Origin of the sequence: Intrasporangium sp. DVR (assembly GCF_040365325.1) — a bacterium.
Taxonomy (GTDB): domain Bacteria; phylum Actinomycetota; class Actinomycetes; order Actinomycetales; family Dermatophilaceae; genus Intrasporangium.
Genome location: NZ_BAABZW010000003.1, coordinates 121,475 through 138,602, shown reverse-complemented (window position 1 = coordinate 138,602; position 17,128 = coordinate 121,475). Strand labels below are relative to the sequence as shown.

The 17,128-nt window shown below is 69.8% G+C and carries 14 protein-coding genes; all 14 read right to left on the bottom strand.

The window, feature by feature from the left end:
• Position 1: 1 nt before the first annotated feature.
• The 14 genes from ABWV20_RS03560 to ABWV20_RS03495 are packed head-to-tail and all read right to left on the bottom strand — an operon-like array spanning position 2 to position 17,059.
• Positions 2-1,012: a polyprenyl synthetase family protein gene (locus ABWV20_RS03560; protein ID WP_353353430.1), complete on the bottom strand. Its 1,011-nt coding sequence runs from the start codon at positions 1,010-1,012 to the stop codon at positions 2-4.
• 37 nt (positions 1,013-1,049) lie between these two features.
• The gene (gene nuoN / locus ABWV20_RS03555; protein ID WP_353353429.1) at positions 1,050-2,717 is read right to left on the bottom strand and encodes an NADH-quinone oxidoreductase subunit NuoN; all 1,668 of its coding nucleotides are present in this window, start codon (positions 2,715-2,717) and stop codon (positions 1,050-1,052) included.
• Complete coding sequence (locus tag ABWV20_RS03550) at positions 2,714-4,333, bottom strand: NADH-quinone oxidoreductase subunit M (protein WP_353353428.1); 1,620 nt, start codon at positions 4,331-4,333, stop codon at positions 2,714-2,716. Before ABWV20_RS03550 ends, nuoN begins: the two co-directional genes overlap by 4 nt.
• Positions 4,333-6,306, bottom strand: coding sequence for an NADH-quinone oxidoreductase subunit L (gene nuoL / locus ABWV20_RS03545; RefSeq protein ID WP_353353427.1), 1,974 nt, complete (start codon positions 6,304-6,306; stop codon positions 4,333-4,335). The genes ABWV20_RS03550 and nuoL overlap by 1 nt, the downstream gene beginning before the upstream one ends.
• Positions 6,307-6,320: 14 nt before the next feature.
• A complete protein-coding gene (gene nuoK / locus ABWV20_RS03540) occupies positions 6,321-6,620 on the bottom strand; it encodes an NADH-quinone oxidoreductase subunit NuoK (RefSeq protein ID WP_013491560.1) in 300 nt (99 codons plus the stop codon).
• Positions 6,617-7,489, bottom strand: a complete 873-nt coding sequence (locus tag ABWV20_RS03535) for an NADH-quinone oxidoreductase subunit J (RefSeq protein ID WP_353353426.1) — start codon at positions 7,487-7,489, stop codon at positions 6,617-6,619. The genes nuoK and ABWV20_RS03535 overlap by 4 nt, the downstream gene beginning before the upstream one ends.
• A complete protein-coding gene (nuoI, locus tag ABWV20_RS03530) occupies positions 7,486-8,238 on the bottom strand; it encodes an NADH-quinone oxidoreductase subunit NuoI (protein WP_353353425.1) in 753 nt (250 codons plus the stop codon). Before nuoI ends, ABWV20_RS03535 begins: the two co-directional genes overlap by 4 nt.
• Positions 8,231-9,679, bottom strand: a complete 1,449-nt coding sequence (nuoH, locus tag ABWV20_RS03525; protein ID WP_353353424.1) for an NADH-quinone oxidoreductase subunit NuoH — start codon at positions 9,677-9,679, stop codon at positions 8,231-8,233. Before nuoH ends, nuoI begins: the two co-directional genes overlap by 8 nt.
• Positions 9,676-12,183, bottom strand: a complete 2,508-nt coding sequence (locus ABWV20_RS03520; RefSeq protein ID WP_353353423.1) for an NADH-quinone oxidoreductase subunit G — start codon at positions 12,181-12,183, stop codon at positions 9,676-9,678. Before ABWV20_RS03520 ends, nuoH begins: the two co-directional genes overlap by 4 nt.
• Positions 12,180-13,511, bottom strand: a complete 1,332-nt coding sequence (gene nuoF / locus ABWV20_RS03515; RefSeq protein ID WP_353353421.1) for an NADH-quinone oxidoreductase subunit NuoF — start codon at positions 13,509-13,511, stop codon at positions 12,180-12,182. Before nuoF ends, ABWV20_RS03520 begins: the two co-directional genes overlap by 4 nt.
• On the bottom strand, positions 13,508-14,275 hold the full coding sequence (gene nuoE / locus ABWV20_RS03510; RefSeq protein ID WP_353353419.1) for an NADH-quinone oxidoreductase subunit NuoE: 768 nt from the start codon (positions 14,273-14,275) through the stop codon (positions 13,508-13,510). The genes nuoF and nuoE overlap by 4 nt, the downstream gene beginning before the upstream one ends.
• Positions 14,272-15,717 (bottom strand): NADH-quinone oxidoreductase subunit D, encoded by a 1,446-nt coding sequence (locus ABWV20_RS03505; RefSeq protein WP_353353417.1) that lies wholly within the window; start codon positions 15,715-15,717, stop codon positions 14,272-14,274. Before ABWV20_RS03505 ends, nuoE begins: the two co-directional genes overlap by 4 nt.
• Entirely contained in the window at positions 15,717-16,508 is a 792-nt protein-coding gene (locus tag ABWV20_RS03500) for an NADH-quinone oxidoreductase subunit C (protein WP_353353416.1), read from the bottom strand. The genes ABWV20_RS03505 and ABWV20_RS03500 overlap by 1 nt, the downstream gene beginning before the upstream one ends.
• On the bottom strand, positions 16,505-17,059 hold the full coding sequence (locus ABWV20_RS03495; protein WP_353353414.1) for a NuoB/complex I 20 kDa subunit family protein: 555 nt from the start codon (positions 17,057-17,059) through the stop codon (positions 16,505-16,507). The genes ABWV20_RS03500 and ABWV20_RS03495 overlap by 4 nt, the downstream gene beginning before the upstream one ends.
• Positions 17,060-17,128: the final 69 nt, after the last annotated feature.

Below are 17,128 nucleotides of genomic sequence, written 5' to 3'. Positions count from 1 at the left end.
GTCAGCCGACGCGCTCCACGACCGAGAGCGCGAGCGTCTGGAGGGCCGCCTTCGCCGGCCGGTCCGGCAGGGGGTCGAGCAGGCTCTGCGCCTCGCGCGCCACGCCGTACGTCTCGGCCCGGGCGGCCTCGAGCGCCGGATGCTGCCGCAGCAGGCCGAGCGCCTCCTCCAGGGCGGCCTCGTCGGCGGACAGGTCCGAGCCGAGCAGCTCGAGGAGCCGCTCATCCGCCGGGTCGGTGGACGCCTTGGCGCGGAGCACGGCGAGCGTGTCGACGCCCTCTCGGAGGTCGGTGCCCGGCGTCTTGCCGCTGGCGTCGGAGCTCGAGGCGATGTCGATGAGGTCGTCGGCCAGCTGGAAGGCCATGCCGACCTTCTCACCGTAGGCACGCAGCGTCTCGACCACCTCTGGGGAGCCCCCGCTGAACATCGCGCCGTAGCGGCACGCAGTCGCCGTGAGGGACCCGGTCTTGTCCGCCAGGACGCCGAGGTAGTACTCGACGGGGTCGACATCGGGCGGGCAGGGCCGGTCGTCCCTGATCTGTCCCGAGCAGAGCCGGACGAAGGTCTGTGCCTGGATCAGCACGGCCTCGGCCCCGAGCCCCGCAATGAGCTCCGAGGCCTTCCCGAACAGGAGGTCGCCCACGAGGATCGCCGTCGAGTTGTCGTAGGCGGCGTTGGCCGACGGGACGCCACGGCGCACCTCGGCCTCGTCCATCACGTCGTCGTGGTACAGGGAGGCCAGGTGCGTCAGCTCGACCCCCGCCGCAGCCCGGACGACGTCATCGCTGATCCCGTCACCCAGCTCGGCGGACAGCAGGGTGAGCAGAGGGCGGAAGCGCTTGCCCCCAGCCTGGGCGAGGTGCGCAGAGGCCGCCGCGATGAACGGGTCCTCGTGGTCGACGACCTCACGGAGGAGGGCGTCGACCCGGCCGAGACCGTCCTGGAGGTGGGCCGTCAGCTCCGGTGTGGCACCGGGAACACTGAGGACCGGCGGCGTGGCGTGCGTCGTCATGAGCTTCCTGGGGGTCGTGGCCCGTGACCTCGGGCGGTCAGCGGACGAACTGGGAGGCCCGGTCGGCGAGGTCGAGCAGGGCCGAGGGCAGGACGCCGAGGGCCAGGGTGATCATCGTGCCGACTGCGATGGCGAACGTCGTGCCGACCGACGGGGTCACCACTGCGACCGGTCCCGAAGCGGCGAACGGCGACCCGACGCCGGCCGAGGCGCCGGACACGACCTGGTCGGCAGGCGGGTCGCTGAAGAACATCAGCACGATCACCCGGGCGTAGACGAACACCGTGATCGCCGAACAGACGACTCCCACCACGGCGAGCACCGTGCCCGTCGCCCCACCGGTCCCGATCGCCGCGGAGAACACGGCGAACTTGGAGACGAAGCCGGAGGTGAGCGGGATGCCGGCGAAGGCGAGCATGAGGAAGGCGAAGGCGGCCGCGACGACCGGGTGGCGCTTGCCCAGGCCAGCCCATTGGGACAGGTGCGTCGCCTCGGTGCCGCTCTGGCGGACGAGGTTGACGATGCCGAAGGCTGCGATCGTCGCGAACCCGTAGGCCACCAGGTAGAAGAGCACGGCGCTGATCGCCTTGCGGTCGAAGGCCAGCACACCGACGAGGATGAAGCCCGCGTGGGCGATCGAGGAGTAGGCCAGCAGCCGCTTGATGTCGGTCTGGGTGACCGACAGGACGGCGCCCACGACCATCGTCAGCAGCGCGATGACGACGATGGCGTTGGTCCACTCCCAGCGGGCCGTGTCCAGGCCGACGTAGGCGAGCCGGAGGATGGCGCCGAAGGCTGCCGCCTTGGTCGCCGCCGCCATGAAGCCCGTCACCGGGGTCGGGGCACCTTGGTAGACGTCCGGCGTCCACGCGTGGAACGGGACCGCCCCCACCTTGAAGAGCAGGCCGACGAAGACGAGGAACGCGCCGGGGATGAGCAGCCCGTTCATCGCCAGCGGACCGGAGCCGATCGCCGCGCTGATGTCGGCGAAGTAGACGGAGCCGGCGTAGCCGTAGAGCAGCGCCGTGCCGAACAGGAAGAACGCCGAGCTGAACGCACCGAGGAGGAAGTACTTGAGCGACGCCTCCTGCGAGAGCAGCCGACGTCGACGAGCCAGTCCGGTGAGGACGTAGAGCGGCAGGGAGAGCACCTCGAGGGCCACGAACATCCCGATGAGGTCGTTCGCCGTCGGGAAGAGCATCATCCCGGCGATGGCGAACAGGGTCAGCGGGAAGACCTCGGTCGTCACCGCGCCCGCTCGGGTCGCGGCGGCCTCGACCGTCGAGCCCGGCGTGGAGGCGCCGCTGGCGGTGAAGGCGTCCGGGCCGACCCCACCGAGGCGTTCGGACATCGTCAGGATGCCGAGCACGCCCATGAGGACGATGGCCCCCTGCATGAAGAGGGCGGGCCCGTCGATCGTGAGAGCGAACAGGTGCCGGCCGGTGTCTCCGGGCAGCCCCATCGTGTAGCCCTGGTGGTCCACGGCAACGATGACGCCGGCGAAGGCCGCCAGCAGCGCGACGACAGCCAACGTCGTCTGCACGAGGTGCCGGCGCTCGCGCGGGGCGAACGCCTCGATGACCACCCCGACGACCGCGGCACCGAAGACGATGAGGAGCGGGAGGATGGCGAGGTAGTCAACCTGGGCCGGCTGGAAGGCCGTGGGCAGCGCGGACGGCGCCGCGAGCGCAGCGACGGCGGTCACTTCGTGCTCCCTTCAGCCGCGACGCCTGCCGCGGGTGGTGACGTGTCGGCGGTCGAGACATGCGACAGCGACGTGTCGACAGCCGGGTTGATGACGTCCAGGGCGAGGTTCGGGTAGAAGCCGAGGACGAGGAACGCCGCGATGAGCGGGGCCGCGACGAGCTTCTCGCGCAGCGTCAGGTCGGGGATCACGGTGCCGCCCGAGGAGCGGCGCCAGCGGTCGTCCACGCTGGCAGCGTCCAGGGCCAGCGTCTCCGGCTTCGGCCCTGTCATGATCCGCTTGTACATCAGGAGCATGTAGAGGGCCGCGAGGATGATGCCGGCGGTGGCCAGGACGGCGGCGACCGGCTGGGTCGGGAAGGTCCCGACGTAGACGAGGAACTCGGAGACGAAGCTGGCCAGGCCCGGCAGCGCCAGGCCGGAGAGGCTGGCCACGAGGAAGATCCCGGCCAGCCCGGGGGTGACGCGCTGCCATCCGCCGTAGTCCGAGATGCGCTTGCTCCCGCCCCGGCGGATCAGCATGGCGGCAAAGAGGAACAGCGCCGCCGTGGAGAACCCGTGGTTGAGCATGTAGAGCGACGAGCCGGCACCGCCGACGTTGGTGAAGGCGAAGATGCCCAGGACGATGAAGCCGAAGTGGCTCACCGAGGTGTACGAGATCAGTCGCATCATGTCCGTCTGACCGATGGCGAGCAGCGCGCCGTACAGCACCGAGATGACGGCCAGCACGACGACGACCGGCGTCGCCCACTCGCTCGCCTCCGGGAAGAGCTGGAGGCAGAAGCGGATCATGCCGAACGTGCCGACCTTGTCGAGCACCCCGACGAGGAGCGTCGCCGTGGCGGGGGTCGACTCGGTGGCGGCGTCCGGCAGCCACGTGTGGACCGGCACCATGGGCGCCTTCACGGCGAAGGCGATGAAGAAGCCGACGAAGAGCAGCCGCTCGGTCGTCGGGTCGAGCTCCAGTCCGGTGAGCTTCGAGATGAGGAAGCCGTCAGCGCCGCCCGGTCCCTGCAGGTACACCGCGATGACCGCGACGAGCATGATGAGCCCGCCGGCGAGCGAGAAGAGGAGGAACTTCATCGCGGCGTACTGGCGACGCTGCCCCCCGAAGCGCCCGATGAGGAAGTACACCGGGATGAGCATCGCCTCGAAGAAGACGTAGAAGAGGAACACGTCCGTCGCAGCGAAGACGCCGACCATGAAGGTCTCGAGGGAGAGCAGCAGGGCGAAGTAGGCCTTGACGCGTCGCGCTCCCCCGGCGTCGGCCTCCTCGGGCACGTCGTGCCAGGCAGCGAGCAGACAGATCGGCGTGAGGACGAGTGCCATGAGGATGAGCACCAGCGCGATGCCGTCGACCCCCAAGGCGTAGCTGACGCCGAACTGCGGGATCCACTCGACGTACTCGCCGAGCTGGAACTGCTTCGTCGACGCGCTGTCGTACTGCAGCGCCGCCACGACGCCGAGGACGAGGGTGAGCAGGGAGGTGCCGAGCGCGATGCGCTTGGCGTTCTCCACGGTCCCCGGCGCGAACGCCACGACGAGCGAGCCGACGAGCGGCAGGAGGACAAGGATCGTCAGCCACGGGATGGTGGACATCACGGTGGATTCGTTCATCAGGAGATCACCCACAGTGCACCGAGGATGGCGACGACACCGGTGAGCATCGTCAGGGCATAGGAGCGCGCGAAGCCGTTCTGCAGCCTGCGCAGGCGGGACGAGGTCCCGCCGACCAGGGCCGCCAGGCCTCCGGCACCACCGTCGACTCCCTTGCCGTCGAGGAAGACGAGCGAGCGGGTCAGGTGGATGCCCGGCCGCATGAGGAGGGCCTCGTTGACCTGGTCCTGGTAGAGGTCGTTGCGTGCCGCCTGCGTGAGCAGGTTGCCCGCCGGCGCGACCACGGGCACGTCGTCACGCCAGTACCGCATCCAGGCGAGCGCGACGCCCCCGGCGACGAGGAGCAGCGTGAGCACCATGATGAGGGGAACGGCGAGGACCGGGTGCTCGTCGCCGTGGGCTCCGGTCACCGGCTCGAGCCACGAGGTGAACATGCCCGTGGGGCCGATGATGAGCCCGAGGAAGGCGGAACCGACCGCGAGCACCATCATCGGGACCGTCATGAGCAGCCCGGACTCGTGGGGGTGCACCTCGTCCGTCCACCGCTTCTTGCCGTGGAAGGTCATGAAGAACAGACGGGACATGTAGAAGGCGGTGATGCCGGCACCGACGAGGGCCGCGGCACCGAAGACCCAGGGACGCCAACCCTCGCCGATGAAGGCCGCCTCGATGACCTTGTCCTTCGACCAGAAGCCGGAGAACGGGGGAACACCGATGATGGCGAGCCAGCCGAGGGCGAAGGTCGCCCAGGTCACCTTCATGATGCCGGACAGGCCACCGAAGCGCCGCATGTCGACCTGGTCGTTCATGCCGTGCATGACCGAGCCCGCGCCGAGGAACATCCCGGCCTTGAAGAAGCCGTGCGTCAGCAGGTGGAAGATCGCGAACGCGTAGCCCACCGGACCGAGCCCGGCCGCCAGCATCATGTAGCCGATCTGCGACATCGTCGAGGCCGCGAGGGCCTTCTTGATGTCGTCCTTGGCCGTACCGACGATCGCTCCGAACAGGAGGGTGATGGCGCCGACCACGACGACGGCCAGCTGGGCGTTCGGTGAGGCCTCGAAGATCGGCCCGGAGCGGACGACGAGGTAGACGCCGGCCGTGACCATGGTCGCCGCGTGGATCAGCGCCGACACGGGAGTCGGACCCGCCATGGCGTCGCCGAGCCAGCTCTGCAGCGGGAACTGCGCCGACTTGCCGGTGGCGCCGAGAAGGAGCATGAGCCCGAGGGCGGTCATGAAGCCTTGGTTGGCCTCGTTGCCCGCCGCCCCCAGGACGGTGCTGAAGTCGACGGCCCCGAAGTGGAAGAACATGATCATCACGGCCACCGAGAGGCCGAAGTCACCGACGCGGTTGGCGACGAAGGCCTTGTTCGCGGCGGTCGCGTAGGCAGGGTTCCAGTTCCAGAAGCCGATGAGCAGGTAGGACGCCAGACCGACGCCCTCCCAGCCGATGTAGAGCAGCAGGTAGTTGTCGGCGAGGACGAGCAGCAGCATCGCCGCGACGAACAGGTTGAGGTAGGCGAAGAAACGCCGCTTGTCGGGGTCGAGCTCCATGTAGCCCAGTGAGTACACGTGGATGAGCGAGCCGACGAAGGTGATGAGCAGGACGAACGCGATCGACAGCTGGTCGACGAGCAGCGCCGCATCGACGGAGAACGAGCCCGCGGTCACGAACTCGAACAGCCGCACCGACGAGTGCCGCGCCTCCGGGTCCTGGCCGAGCATCTGGAGGAAGATCAACGCCCCGACGACGAACGAGCCCCAGGAGAGCGCGGTCGCGAGGACCGGGCCGAAGCCGTTGGTGCGCCGCCCACCGAGAAGGAGCACCGCGGCGCCGAGCATCGGCAACGCGATGAGCAGCCAGGCCACCGACGCGACCCCGGTGGCAGCGTGTGCCTCGCCGGTCTGCGTCGCCAGCCCAGCGGCATACGAGCCGGGCGCGTGGAGAAGGTTTCCCATGCCAAGTGACATCGAGTGAGGCTCCCTTACAGCTTCAGCAGGTTGGCGTCGTCGACGGAGGCCGACCGGCGGGCACGGAAGATCGCCATGATGATGGCCAGGCCGACGACGACCTCAGCGGCCGCGACGACCATGACGAAGAGCGCCATGACCTGGCCGTCGAGTCCACCGTGGATCCGGGAGAACGTCACCAGGGCAAGGTTCGTCGCGTTGAGCATCAGCTCGACGCCCATGAAGACGATGATCGCGTTGCGACGCATCAGCACGGTCGCCGTGCCGATCGAGAAGAGCACGATCGAGAGGTAGATGTAGTTCAACGGGCTCACTGGTCCACGCCCTTCTCAGCGTCCCTCGCGGTGTCCCTCGCGGTGTCCCTCGCGGTGTCCCTTGTGGTGTCGGTTGCGGTGTCCCTGGCCGCGTCGCCGCGCGTCGACCCGAGGATGTGACGCTCGACCTGAAGGAACTCGTCCGGCCGGGCCACCTGGTTGCGGGCCACGAGCACCCGCGACACGGAGATGTCGCTCGGCGTGCCGTCGGGCAGCAGCGCGGGCGTGTCGACCGCGTTGTGGCGGGCGTAGACGCCGGGTGCCGGCAGGCCCGCGACGAAGGTGTTCTCGCGCACGCGGCGGGCCGCCCACTCGGCCTGGGTCAGCTTCGGGGAGATCCGCTCACGGTGGGCGAGGACCATCGCGGCGATGGCCGCCGTGATGAGCAGCGCCGAGGTCACCTCGAAGATCCAGACGTACTGGCCGAAGATGAGCTCCGCCATACCGGTGATGTTGCCGGGCTCCGCGTTGCTCGCCTCGAGGCGGTCGATCCCCGCCTGGACGGTGGCCTCGTCGAAGGTGGCGGACCCGATCAGGGAGGAGAGCAGGCCGACGAGACCGACGGCGAGGAGCACGGAGAGCCAGCGGTGGCCCCGGATCGTCTCGACGATCGAGTCGGAGGAGTCGACGCCGACGAGCATGATGACGAAGAGGAACAGCATCATCACGGCGCCGGTGTAGACGAAGACCTGCACGATCCCCAGGAAGTCGGCCTTCTGCATCAGGTAGAAGACGCCGAGGATGGTCATCGCGATGGCCATGCCGATGGCCGCGTGGACCGCCTTGCGGGCGAAGACGAGCGCGAGGGCGGCGATGACCGCGAGCGGTGCCAGCACCCAGAAGAAGGCGGATTCAGTTCCGGAGGTCATGGGTTCGCCCCTTCCCGGGTCTGCGCAGCGGTCGGCGCCGTCGTGTGGACCACGTCGTGCTCCCCCGGCGCGCTCGCGGCGATGTTGCCGGGCTCGTCGTGGGCGAGCGGGCTCTCGTCGACGGCGACCTGGGCGTCGCGAGACCCGACGTAGTCGCGTTGGGCCGCGGTCGGCCCGGTGACCTTGCCCTGGTAGTAGTCGCGCTCCTCCATCCCGTCGGCCATCGGGAACGGCGGTGGGAGCATGCCCTCCTGGAGCGGTGCGAGCAGCTGGTCCTTGGTGAAGATCAGCTTGCCGCGGTCGTTGTCCGCGAGCTCGTAGAAGTTCGTCATCGTCAGGGCCCGGGTCGGGCAGGCCTCGATGCAGAGCCCGCAGAAGATGCAGCGCAGGTAGTTGATCTGGTAGACGCGGCCGTAGCGCTCCCCGGGGCTGAACCGCCCCTTGCCGCCCTGCTCGAGGGGGGTGTCGTCGTTGTCGGCCCCCTCGACGAGGATCGCGTCGGCCGGGCAGGCCCAGGCGCACAGCTCGCACCCGACGCACTTCTCGAGCCCGTCAGGGTGCCGGTTGAGCTGGTGGCGGCCGTGGAAGCGCGGCTGGGTGGGGCGTGGCTTCTCGGGGTACTCCTCGGTCGCGACCTTGCGGAACATCGTCGAGAAGGACACGCCGAACCCTGCGACGGGCGCGAACATGTCGGCAAGGGCGCTCTTGCGCTTCCTGCCGTTGTCCTTGCTGACGGAGTCGTCAGCCATGGGTCTCCTCCTTGCCGGCGATGCCGTCGGTCGTGCTGGGAGCGGTGGGGTCCGATGCCGTGCCCCGCACGGTCGTGCCTCGGCCGGCGGCCGGCCCTGCCAGCACGCGGTCGGCGGGCGCCGGCTCGCGCAGGCGCTGGCCGGGCAGCGGCGGGACCGGGTAGCCGTCGGCGAACGGGTCGATCTCCTCGGGTGGCGCGGTCTCCGCGGCGGCACGTCTGGCGTCCACCCGGTCGCCCCAGACCCATGTGACGACGAGGGCGAGGACGGCGACGACGCTGATCAGGATGAGCGTGGCCCGGTTGAACGCTTGGCCCGCGATCGTGACGCTGTCGTCACCGAGGAAGCCGAGCTGCGCGCCCCGGATGAAGGCCACTGCGACGACCCAGGCGAGGGTGATCGGGATGAGGAACTTCCAGCCGAAGCGCATGAACTGGTCGTAGCGCACGCGCGGCAGGGTGCCCCGCAGCCAGACGAAGAACCACATGAAGAGCCACATCTTCAGCGTGAACCAGAGCAGGCCCCACCAGCCGCCGGCGAACATCCCGTCGCCGATCATGGAGATGAGCGGCGGAGCCGCGGGTCCACCGAGGAACATCGTGGTGGCGAGGGCGGACACGGTGAACATGTTGATGTACTCACCGAGGTAGAACATCGCGAAGGTCATCGAGGAGTACTCGGTGTGGAACCCGCCGACGATCTCGCCCTCGCCCTCGGCGAGGTCGAAGGGGAGACGGTTGGTCTCGCCGACCATGGTGATCACGTAGACGGCGAAGCTGAAGAACGCCGGAAGGATGTACCAGAGCGAGCGCTGCGAGGCGACGATCTGGGACGTCGACATGGAGCCGCTGTAGAGGAAGACCGCGACGAGCGAGAGTCCCATCGCGATCTCGTAGGAGATCACCTGGGCCGTCGAGCGCAGCCCACCGAGGAGGGGGTAGGTCGAGCCCGAGCTCCACCCGGCGAGGACGACGCCGTAGACACCGACCGAGGCCACCGCGAGGACGAGCAGCACGGCGACGGGCACGTCGGTCAGCTGGAGCGGCGTCACGTGGCCGAGCAGCGAGACGGTGCCGCCGATCGGGATGATGGAGAAGGACACGAAGGCCACGGTGGCCATCAGGATCGCCGCCGCCCGGTAGATCACCTTCTCGGCGTTGGCGGGGGCGATGTCCTCCTTGAGCATGGACTTGAGCCCGTCGGCGAGCGTCTGCAGCAACCCGAACGGCCCGTTGCGGTTGGGGCCTGGCCGTTGCTGCATCCGGCCGATGATGCGCCGCTCGAACCAGATGACGATGAGGGTCGAGACGAGCAGGTAGACGAAGATCAGGACGGCCTTGATCAGCGACAGCCAGAGCGGGGTGTCGCTGAAGTCGGCTGCTGGGTTCTCCGTCGCCGGCAGCGCCGAGACGATGCCGTATGCCGCTGGGCTGAGTGTCATGCGACACCGTCCTTTGCGAGGTTGGCGGAGTCAGGGGAGGCGCCTCCGGCGGTGACGGACACCCGGTGTCCGGCCTCGGACCCGAGCCCGGCGCGGACCGCGACCCCCCTGGAGTTCGTGGGGAGCCAGACGACACCGTCGACCATCCCCGCCGTGACGAGCGCGGGCACGGTGACGCTGCCGCGGGGGCCGGTCACGGTGACGGCACCGCCGTCAGGGACACCGAGCCGCTCGGCGGACGCGGCCGACAGGCGCGCCACGGGCGACTGGGCGGTGCCGGCCAGGAAGGGCTCGCCGTCCTGCATCCGGCCCCGGTCGAGCAGCGTCGGCCAGGTGGCGAGAACGTACTCGCCCAGGCCGTCGCCGGCGACCGGTGCTGCCGCGGCCTGACCGGAGGCCGACACGCCTCGGGCCCCGGACCACGGGCCGAGCGCCTCGAACTGCGCGTGGACCTGGTCCGTGGTGCGCGTCTCGAGGAAGTGACCGAGCTCCCCGGCCAGCATGTCGAGGGCGCGGTGGTCGCTCACGTGGTTGGTGTCGAAGGACTTCTCGAAGGGCCGGACGCGGCCCTCCCAGTTGACGTAGGAGCCGGCCTTCTCGGCCTGGGCCGCCACGGGCAGCACGACGTCGGCGAGCTGGGTGACGGCCGACTCGCGGATCTCGAGCGAGACGACGAAGGCCTTCTCGAGGGCGTTGCGGGTGTCGGCCAGTCCCAGGTCGGCCGGGTCGACGCCACCGACGACGAGGGCGTCCAGCTCTCCGGACGCGGCCGCCGCGATGATGCCGGCGGTGTCACGGGCCGGGGCGTCGGGCAGCGAGTCGACCTCCCAGACCGCGGCCACCTCGCCACGCGCTGCTGCATCGGTCGTCGGCCGGCCGCCGGGAAGGAGCGCACCGAGCGCTCCGGCCTCGAGCGCGCCACGCTCACCGGCGCGGCGCGGCACCCAGGCGAGCCGGGCACCGGTCTCGGCGGCGAGCTGGGCCACTGCGGCGAGGGCGCCGGGCGACGTGGCCGCCCGCTCGCCGACGAGGATGACCCCACGGTCGGCGAGGCCGTCTCGGGCCGCGGCGCCGACGTCGCTCGAGCGCAGGTCGCGCAGCACGGCGGCTTCCTGCCCGGGCACCGTCGGGATGAGGGTGCCACCCATCTTGGCCAGCCCACGGGTGGGAGCCGGCCCAGCGGCATACACCGTGGTCTGGTGGCGGCGGAACGCCTTGCGCAGGCGCAGGAAGACGATCGGGCTCTCGTCCTCGGGCTCGAATCCGACGAGCAGGACCGTGCCGGCCTGCTCGAGGTCGGCGTAGGTCACCGCCCCACCCTCGGGACCGGTCGCCGCGACGTGCTCCGCGAGGAAGGCGACCTCCTCCGCCGAGTGGGGACGCGTGCGGAAGTCGACGTCGTTGGTGCCCAGCACGACGCGGGCGAACTTGGCGTAGGCGTAGGCGTCCTCGGTCGAGACGCGTCCGCCGACGAGCACGCCGGAAGCCGTGGACCGCGCCAACCCGGCGGCAGCGGCGGCGAGCGCCTCGGGCCACCCGACGGCCTTGAGCTCGCCGTTCGCCTGACGCACCATCGGGAACTCGAGGCGGTCGGGCTGCGTGGCGTAGGTGAACGCCCAGCGGCCCTTGTCGCAGTTCCACTCCTCGTTGACCGCGGGGTCGTTCAGGGCCATCCGGCGCAGGACGACGCCACGACGGTGGTCGGTGCGGATGGCGCAGCCGCTGGCGCAGTGCTCGCAGACCGACGGCGTCGACACGAGGTCGAACGGGCGGCTGCGGAAACGGTAGGCGGCGCCGGTCAACGCGCCGACCGGGCAGATCTGGACGGTGTTGCCGGAGAAGTAGCTCTCGAAGGGCTGCTCCTCGTAGATGCCCACCTGCTGCAGGGCGCCTCGCTCGACGAGCGCGATGAACGGGTCACCCGCGATCTGGTCGGAGAAGCGGGTGCAGCGGGCGCAGAGGACGCAGCGCTCACGGTCGAGCAGGACCTGCGAGGAGATGTTGATCGGCTTGGGGTAGGTCCGCTTGACGTCCTCGAAGCGGGACACCGCCCGGCCGTTGCTCATCGCCTGGTTCTGCAGGGGGCACTCGCCGCCCTTGTCACACACCGGGCAGTCGAGCGGGTGGTTGATGAGCAGCAGCTCCATGACCCCCTGCTGGGCCTTGTCCGCGACGGGCGAGCTGTGCTGGGTGTTGACGACCATGCCCGGAGACACGGTCATCGTGCACGAGGCCTGCGGCTTCGGCATCGCCCGCGGCACGCCCTCCTTGTCCGGCAGGGCGACGTCGACGAGGCACTGGCGACAGGCGCCGACCGGCTCGAGGAGCGGGTGGTCGCAGAAGCGGGGGATCTCGATACCGATCGTCTCCGCGGCGCGGATGACGAGCGTGCCCTTGGGCACGCTGACGTCGACCCCGTCGATCGTCAGGCCGACGAGGTCCGGGTTGGCCGGGGCCCCCGCGCCCGCCCCGGACGCGGCGGCATTGGTCGAGGTGGCAGTCATGCAGTCACCATCCCGCTGGACTCCTTGGTCTGGACTTCGTAGAGGACCGACTTCTCCGGCGGGAAGAGCACGTGGGCCGGGGTGTGCATGCCGGCCTCGAACTCCTCGCGGAAGTACTTGACGGCCGAGGTGATCGGGCTGGTCGCCGCGTCACCGAGGGCGCAGAAGCTGCGGCCCAGGATGTTGTCGCAGATGTCGACGAGCTTGTCGATGTCGTCCTGCGTGCCTTTGCCGTTCTCGATGCGGGTCATGATCTGGCGCAGCCACCACGTGCCCTCACGGCACGGCGTGCACTTCCCGCAGGACTCGTGGGCGTAGAAGTCGGTCCAGCGCGACACGGCGCGGACGACGGAGACCGTCTCGTCGAAGACCTGCAGAGCCCGGGTGCCGAGCATCGAACCGGCCGCGGCGACCGAGTCGAAGTCGAGCGGCACGTCGAGGTGCTCCTCGGTGAAGATCGGCGTGGAGGACCCGCCCGGCGTCCAGAACTTCAGCTTGTGGCCCTGGCGCATGCCTCCGGCGAGGTCGATCAGCTCGCGCATCGTGATGCCGAGCGGAGCCTCGAACTGGCCGGGGTTGGCGACGTGGCCCGAGAGGCTGAAGATGCCGAAGCCGGTGGACTTCTCGGTGCCCATGCCCTTGAACCAGTCCGGTCCCTCGAGGATGATCCCCGGCACCGAGGCGATGGACTCGACGTTGTTGACCGAGGTCGGCCGGGCGTAGAGGCCGGCTGCGCCCGGGAACGGCGGCTTGAGGCGCGGCTGGCCCCGACGGCCCTCGAGCGAGTCGAGCAGCGCGGTCTCCTCGCCGCAGATGTAGGCGCCTGCGCCGGCATGGACGGTGATGTTGACCGTGACGCCCTTGCCCCCGACGTCGTCGCCGAGGTAGCCGGCGGCGCGGGCCTCCTCGACGGCGCGCAGCAGGCGACGGTAGACGTGGACGACCTCACCGCGCAGGTAGATGAAGGCGTGCTCGCAGCCGATCGCGTAGGAGCTGATGATGACGCCCTCGATGAGCGCGTGCGGGTTGGCCATCATGAGCGGGATGTCCTTGCACGTGCCCGGCTCGGACTCGTCGGCGTTGACGACGAGGTAGCGCGGGCCGCCGTCGGGCGGGCTCATGAAGGACCACTTGAGGCCGGTGGGGAACCCGGCGCCACCACGGCCCCGGATGCTCGAGTCCTTGACGGCTCCGAGCACGTCGGCAGGCGCCATGTCGAGCGCCTTGCGCAGCGCCCGGTAGCCGTTGTTGCGCTCGTAGGTCGCGAGCGTCCAGGACTGCGGGTCGTCCCAGAACTTCGTGAGGATCGGGGTCAGCGTGCCGGTCACTTCGAGCCGTCCTTCCCGTCCGTGGCTGCACCGTCGGACGAGTCGCCGTCGGCGCCGGGGGCCGTCCAGCCGCGCTCCTTGGCGATGCGCAGGCCGAGCAGCGAGGCCGGACCCGCGCCGGGGCCCTGGTCGGCCAGGCCGTCGGAGAACCCGGCCAGGACGCGGGAGACCTGCTTGAAGGTGCACACCCGGTCGGGGCCGCGCGTGGGTGCGACCTCCTTGCCGGCGCGCAGGTCGTCGACGAGCGCCACCGTGCTCTCGGGCGTCTGGTTGTCGAAGAACTCCCAGTTGGTCATGACGACCGGCGCGTAGTCGCACGCCGCGTTGCACTCGATCCGCTCGAGGGTGATCTTGCCGTCCGGGGTCGTCTCGTCGTGGCCGACGCCCAGGTGCTGGGAGACCGTGTCGAAGATCTGGTCGCCGCCCATGATGGCGCAGAGCGTGTTGGTGCAGACCCCGACGGTGTACTCGCCGTTGGGGTGGCGCTTGTACTGGGTGTAGAAGGTCGCCACGCCGCTGACCTCGGCCTCGGTGAGGTCGAGCAGCTCCGCGCAGAGGGACACGCCGCGGCCGGTGACGTAGCCGTCCACGGACTGCACGAGGTGCAGCAGCGGCAGCAGCGCAGACCGTTTCTGCGGGTAGCGCGCGATGACCTCGGCAGCGTCGGCGCGCAGCCCCTCCAGGACATCCGGGGCGTACGGCTCCTTCGACTCCGGGCGCAGGTGCAGGTGCCCGGAGGCGTGGGACGTGTCGTTGCCGCTCATCGGTCCACTCCTCCCATCACGGGATCGATCGAGGCCACGGCGACGATGACGTCGCCCAGCTGGCCGCCCTCACACATCGCGGCGACGGCCTGCAGGTTGTTGAAGCTCGGGTCTCGGAAGTGGGCCCGGTAGGGGCGGGTGCCGCCCTCGGACACGAGGTGGCAGCCCAGCTCGCCCTTGGCGGACTCGACCGCGACGTAGGCCTGGCCGGGCGGGACCCGGAAGCCCTCGGTCACCAGCTTGAAGTGGTGGATGAGTGACTCCATGGAGGTGCCCATGATCTCGCGGATGTGGTCGAGGCTGTTGCCGAGACCATCGCCCCCGAGCGCCAGCTGCGCCGGCCAGGCGATCTTCTTGTCCTCGACCATGACGGCGCCCTGGCTTCCCTCGGTCGCCTGGAGCCGGTCGGTGCACTGCTCGACGATCTTGAGCGACTCGTACATCTCGTCCAGCCGGATCCGCATGCGCCCGTAGGCGTCGGAGCTGGTCCGGGTGATGACGTCGAAGTCGTAGGTCTCGTAGCCGCAGTACGGCGCGGCCTTGCGCAGGTCGTGCGGCAGACCGGTCGACCGCAGGATGGGGCCGGTGACGCCGAGCGCCATGCAGCCGGCCAGGCTGAGGATGCCGACGTCGACCATCCGGCCCTTGACGATCGGGTTCTCGTTGACCAGGGCCTCGAGCTCACCGATGCCGCGCTGCAGCGCCGGCACCAGCTCGCGCAGCGCGTCGATGGCACCTGGAGGCAGGTCCTGGGCGACGCCGCCGGGGCGGATGTAGGCGTTGTTCATCCGCAGGCCGGTCACCATCTCGAAGATGCGCAGGATCCGCTCGCGTTCGCGGAAGCCGACGGTCATGACCGTCGTCGCGCCCATCTCCATGCCGCCCGTGCCGATACACACGAGGTGGGAGCTGATGCGGGTCAGCTCCATCATGAGCACCCGCAGGACGCTGGCTCGCTCAGGGATGTCGTCGGTGATGCCGAGGAGCTTCTCGATCGCCAGGCAGTATGCGGTCTCCTGGAACATGGGAGTCAGGTAGTCCATCCGCGTGCAGAACGTGACGCCCTGCACCCAGTTGCGGAACTCCATGTTCTTCTCGATGCCCGTGTGCAGGTAGCCGACACCGGCGCGGGCCTCGGTGACCGTCTCGCCGTCGAGCTCGAGGATGAGCCGCAGGACACCGTGAGTCGACGGGTGCTGCGGGCCCATGTTGACGACGATCCGCTCCTCGTGGAGGGCAGTGGCCTCGTCGACGAGGTCGTCCCAGTCCCCGCCGGACGCGTTGAAGACGGCCGCGTCACCGGCGGCGGCCTCGTCGGCCGGAGCCGTCGCGTAGGGGTCGGCGCCGAGGCGCGGGTCGAGCCCCGGGCTGGTGCCGTGCACCGTCTCGTCGCTGTTGGTGTCGGTGTCGGTGTTGGCGTTGGTGTTGGCGTTGGTGCTCATCAGTTGTACGACCTCCGCTGGTCCGGCGGGGGGACCGTCGCGCCCTTGTACTCGACGGGGATGCCGCCGAGCGGGTAGTCCTTGCGCTGTGGGTGGCCCGGCCAGTCGTCGGGCATGAGGACTCGGGTCAGGGCCGGGTGTCCGTCGAACTCGATCCCGAACATGTCCCACGTCTCGCGCTCGTGCCAGTCGTTGGCGGGGTAGACCTCGACGATCGAGGGGATGTGCCGGTCGTCGTCGGGGCAGGACACCTCGACGCGGACTCGCCTGCTGCCGTGGGTGATCGACAGGAAGTGGTAGACGGCGTGCAGCTCCTCGCCGACGCGGTCGGGGTAGTGCACTCCGGACACCCCGGTGCAGATCTCGAAGCGGAGAGCGGGGTCGTCCCGCAGGGCGCGCGCCACGGCGACGAGGTGCTCGCGGTGGACGTTGATGGTCATCTCGTCACGGTCGACGACAACCGCGGCGACGGCCTCGCCGAAGGAGGCGCTGCCGCCGACGAGCGCCCGCTCGAGCGCGTCGGCGATCTCGTCGAAGTAGCCACCGTAGGGCCGCGAGGTCTCCCCCGCGACGAGGACGGGACGCCGGAGCAGGCCGTAGCCAGACGTGTCGCCGCCCTGCTTCGCACCGAACATGCCCTGCCGGTAGCCGACGACCTTGGGCGTCGTCTCGCCCGGCTCGGCGCCCGCCGAGGCCGCCCGCGTCAGCTCGATCTCGCTCGGCGTCAGGCCACTCTCCTGGGTCTTCTCGACCCCCGTGGCCACGTCGCCCTTCGCCACGTCGTCACTCATGCGAGGAGCCCCTTCATCTGGTGCGTCGGCGTCGCCTGCAGGGCGGCTTCCTCGGCCGCACGTGCGGCGGTCTCGCGGTTGACGCCGAGCGGCATGCTCTGGACCTGCTTGTGCAGCTCGATGATCGCGTTGAGCAGCATCTGCGGACGGGGCGGGCACCCGGGCAGATAGATGTCGACCGGGATGATGTGGTCGACGCCCTGGACGATCGCGTAGTTGTTGAACATCCCGCCGGAGCTCGCGCACACCCCCATCGAGATGACCCACTTGGGGTTGGGCATCTGGTCATAGACCTGCCGCACGACGGGTGCCATCTTCTGGCTGACCCGGCCGGCGACGATCATCAGGTCGGCCTGGCGCGGCGTCGCCGAGAAGCGCTCCATGCCGAAGCGGGCGATGTCGTAGTCCGGCGTGCCGACGGCCATCATCTCGATCGCGCAGCAGGCGAGGCCGAAGGTGACCGGCCACATCGACGCCTTGCGCATGTAGCCGGCGAGCCCTTCGACGGTCGAGAGCAGGAATCCGGCTGGCAGCTTCTCTTCGATTCCCATGGTTTCTCCTATGTCCTTCGTGCTCGCTCGGGCTCGGCCCGTTCCACTGGGTGCTCCACTCCGTGGCCC

What these genes read in the sequence shown, in the direction of transcription:
- ABWV20_RS03505 (WP_353353417.1), bottom strand. Translation starts at nt 15,717, where the DNA reads ATGAGCACCAACGCCAACACCAACGCCAACACCGACACCGACACCAAC.
- ABWV20_RS03550 (WP_353353428.1), bottom strand. Translation starts at nt 4,333, where the DNA reads ATGAACGAATCCACCGTGATGTCCACCATCCCGTGGCTGACGATCCTT.
- ABWV20_RS03535 (WP_353353426.1), bottom strand. Translation starts at nt 7,489, where the DNA reads ATGACCTCCGGAACTGAATCCGCCTTCTTCTGGGTGCTGGCACCGCTC.
- ABWV20_RS03560 (WP_353353430.1), bottom strand. Translation starts at nt 1,012, where the DNA reads ATGACGACGCACGCCACGCCGCCGGTCCTCAGTGTTCCCGGTGCCACA.
- nuoI (WP_353353425.1), bottom strand. Translation starts at nt 8,238, where the DNA reads ATGGCTGACGACTCCGTCAGCAAGGACAACGGCAGGAAGCGCAAGAGC.
- ABWV20_RS03520 (WP_353353423.1), bottom strand. Translation starts at nt 12,183, where the DNA reads ATGACTGCCACCTCGACCAATGCCGCCGCGTCCGGGGCGGGCGCGGGG.
- ABWV20_RS03500 (WP_353353416.1), bottom strand. Translation starts at nt 16,508, where the DNA reads ATGAGTGACGACGTGGCGAAGGGCGACGTGGCCACGGGGGTCGAGAAG.
- nuoL (WP_353353427.1), bottom strand. Translation starts at nt 6,306, where the DNA reads ATGTCACTTGGCATGGGAAACCTTCTCCACGCGCCCGGCTCGTATGCC.
- ABWV20_RS03495 (WP_353353414.1), bottom strand. Translation starts at nt 17,059, where the DNA reads ATGGGAATCGAAGAGAAGCTGCCAGCCGGATTCCTGCTCTCGACCGTC.
- nuoE (WP_353353419.1), bottom strand. Translation starts at nt 14,275, where the DNA reads ATGAGCGGCAACGACACGTCCCACGCCTCCGGGCACCTGCACCTGCGC.
- nuoH (WP_353353424.1), bottom strand. Translation starts at nt 9,679, where the DNA reads ATGACACTCAGCCCAGCGGCATACGGCATCGTCTCGGCGCTGCCGGCG.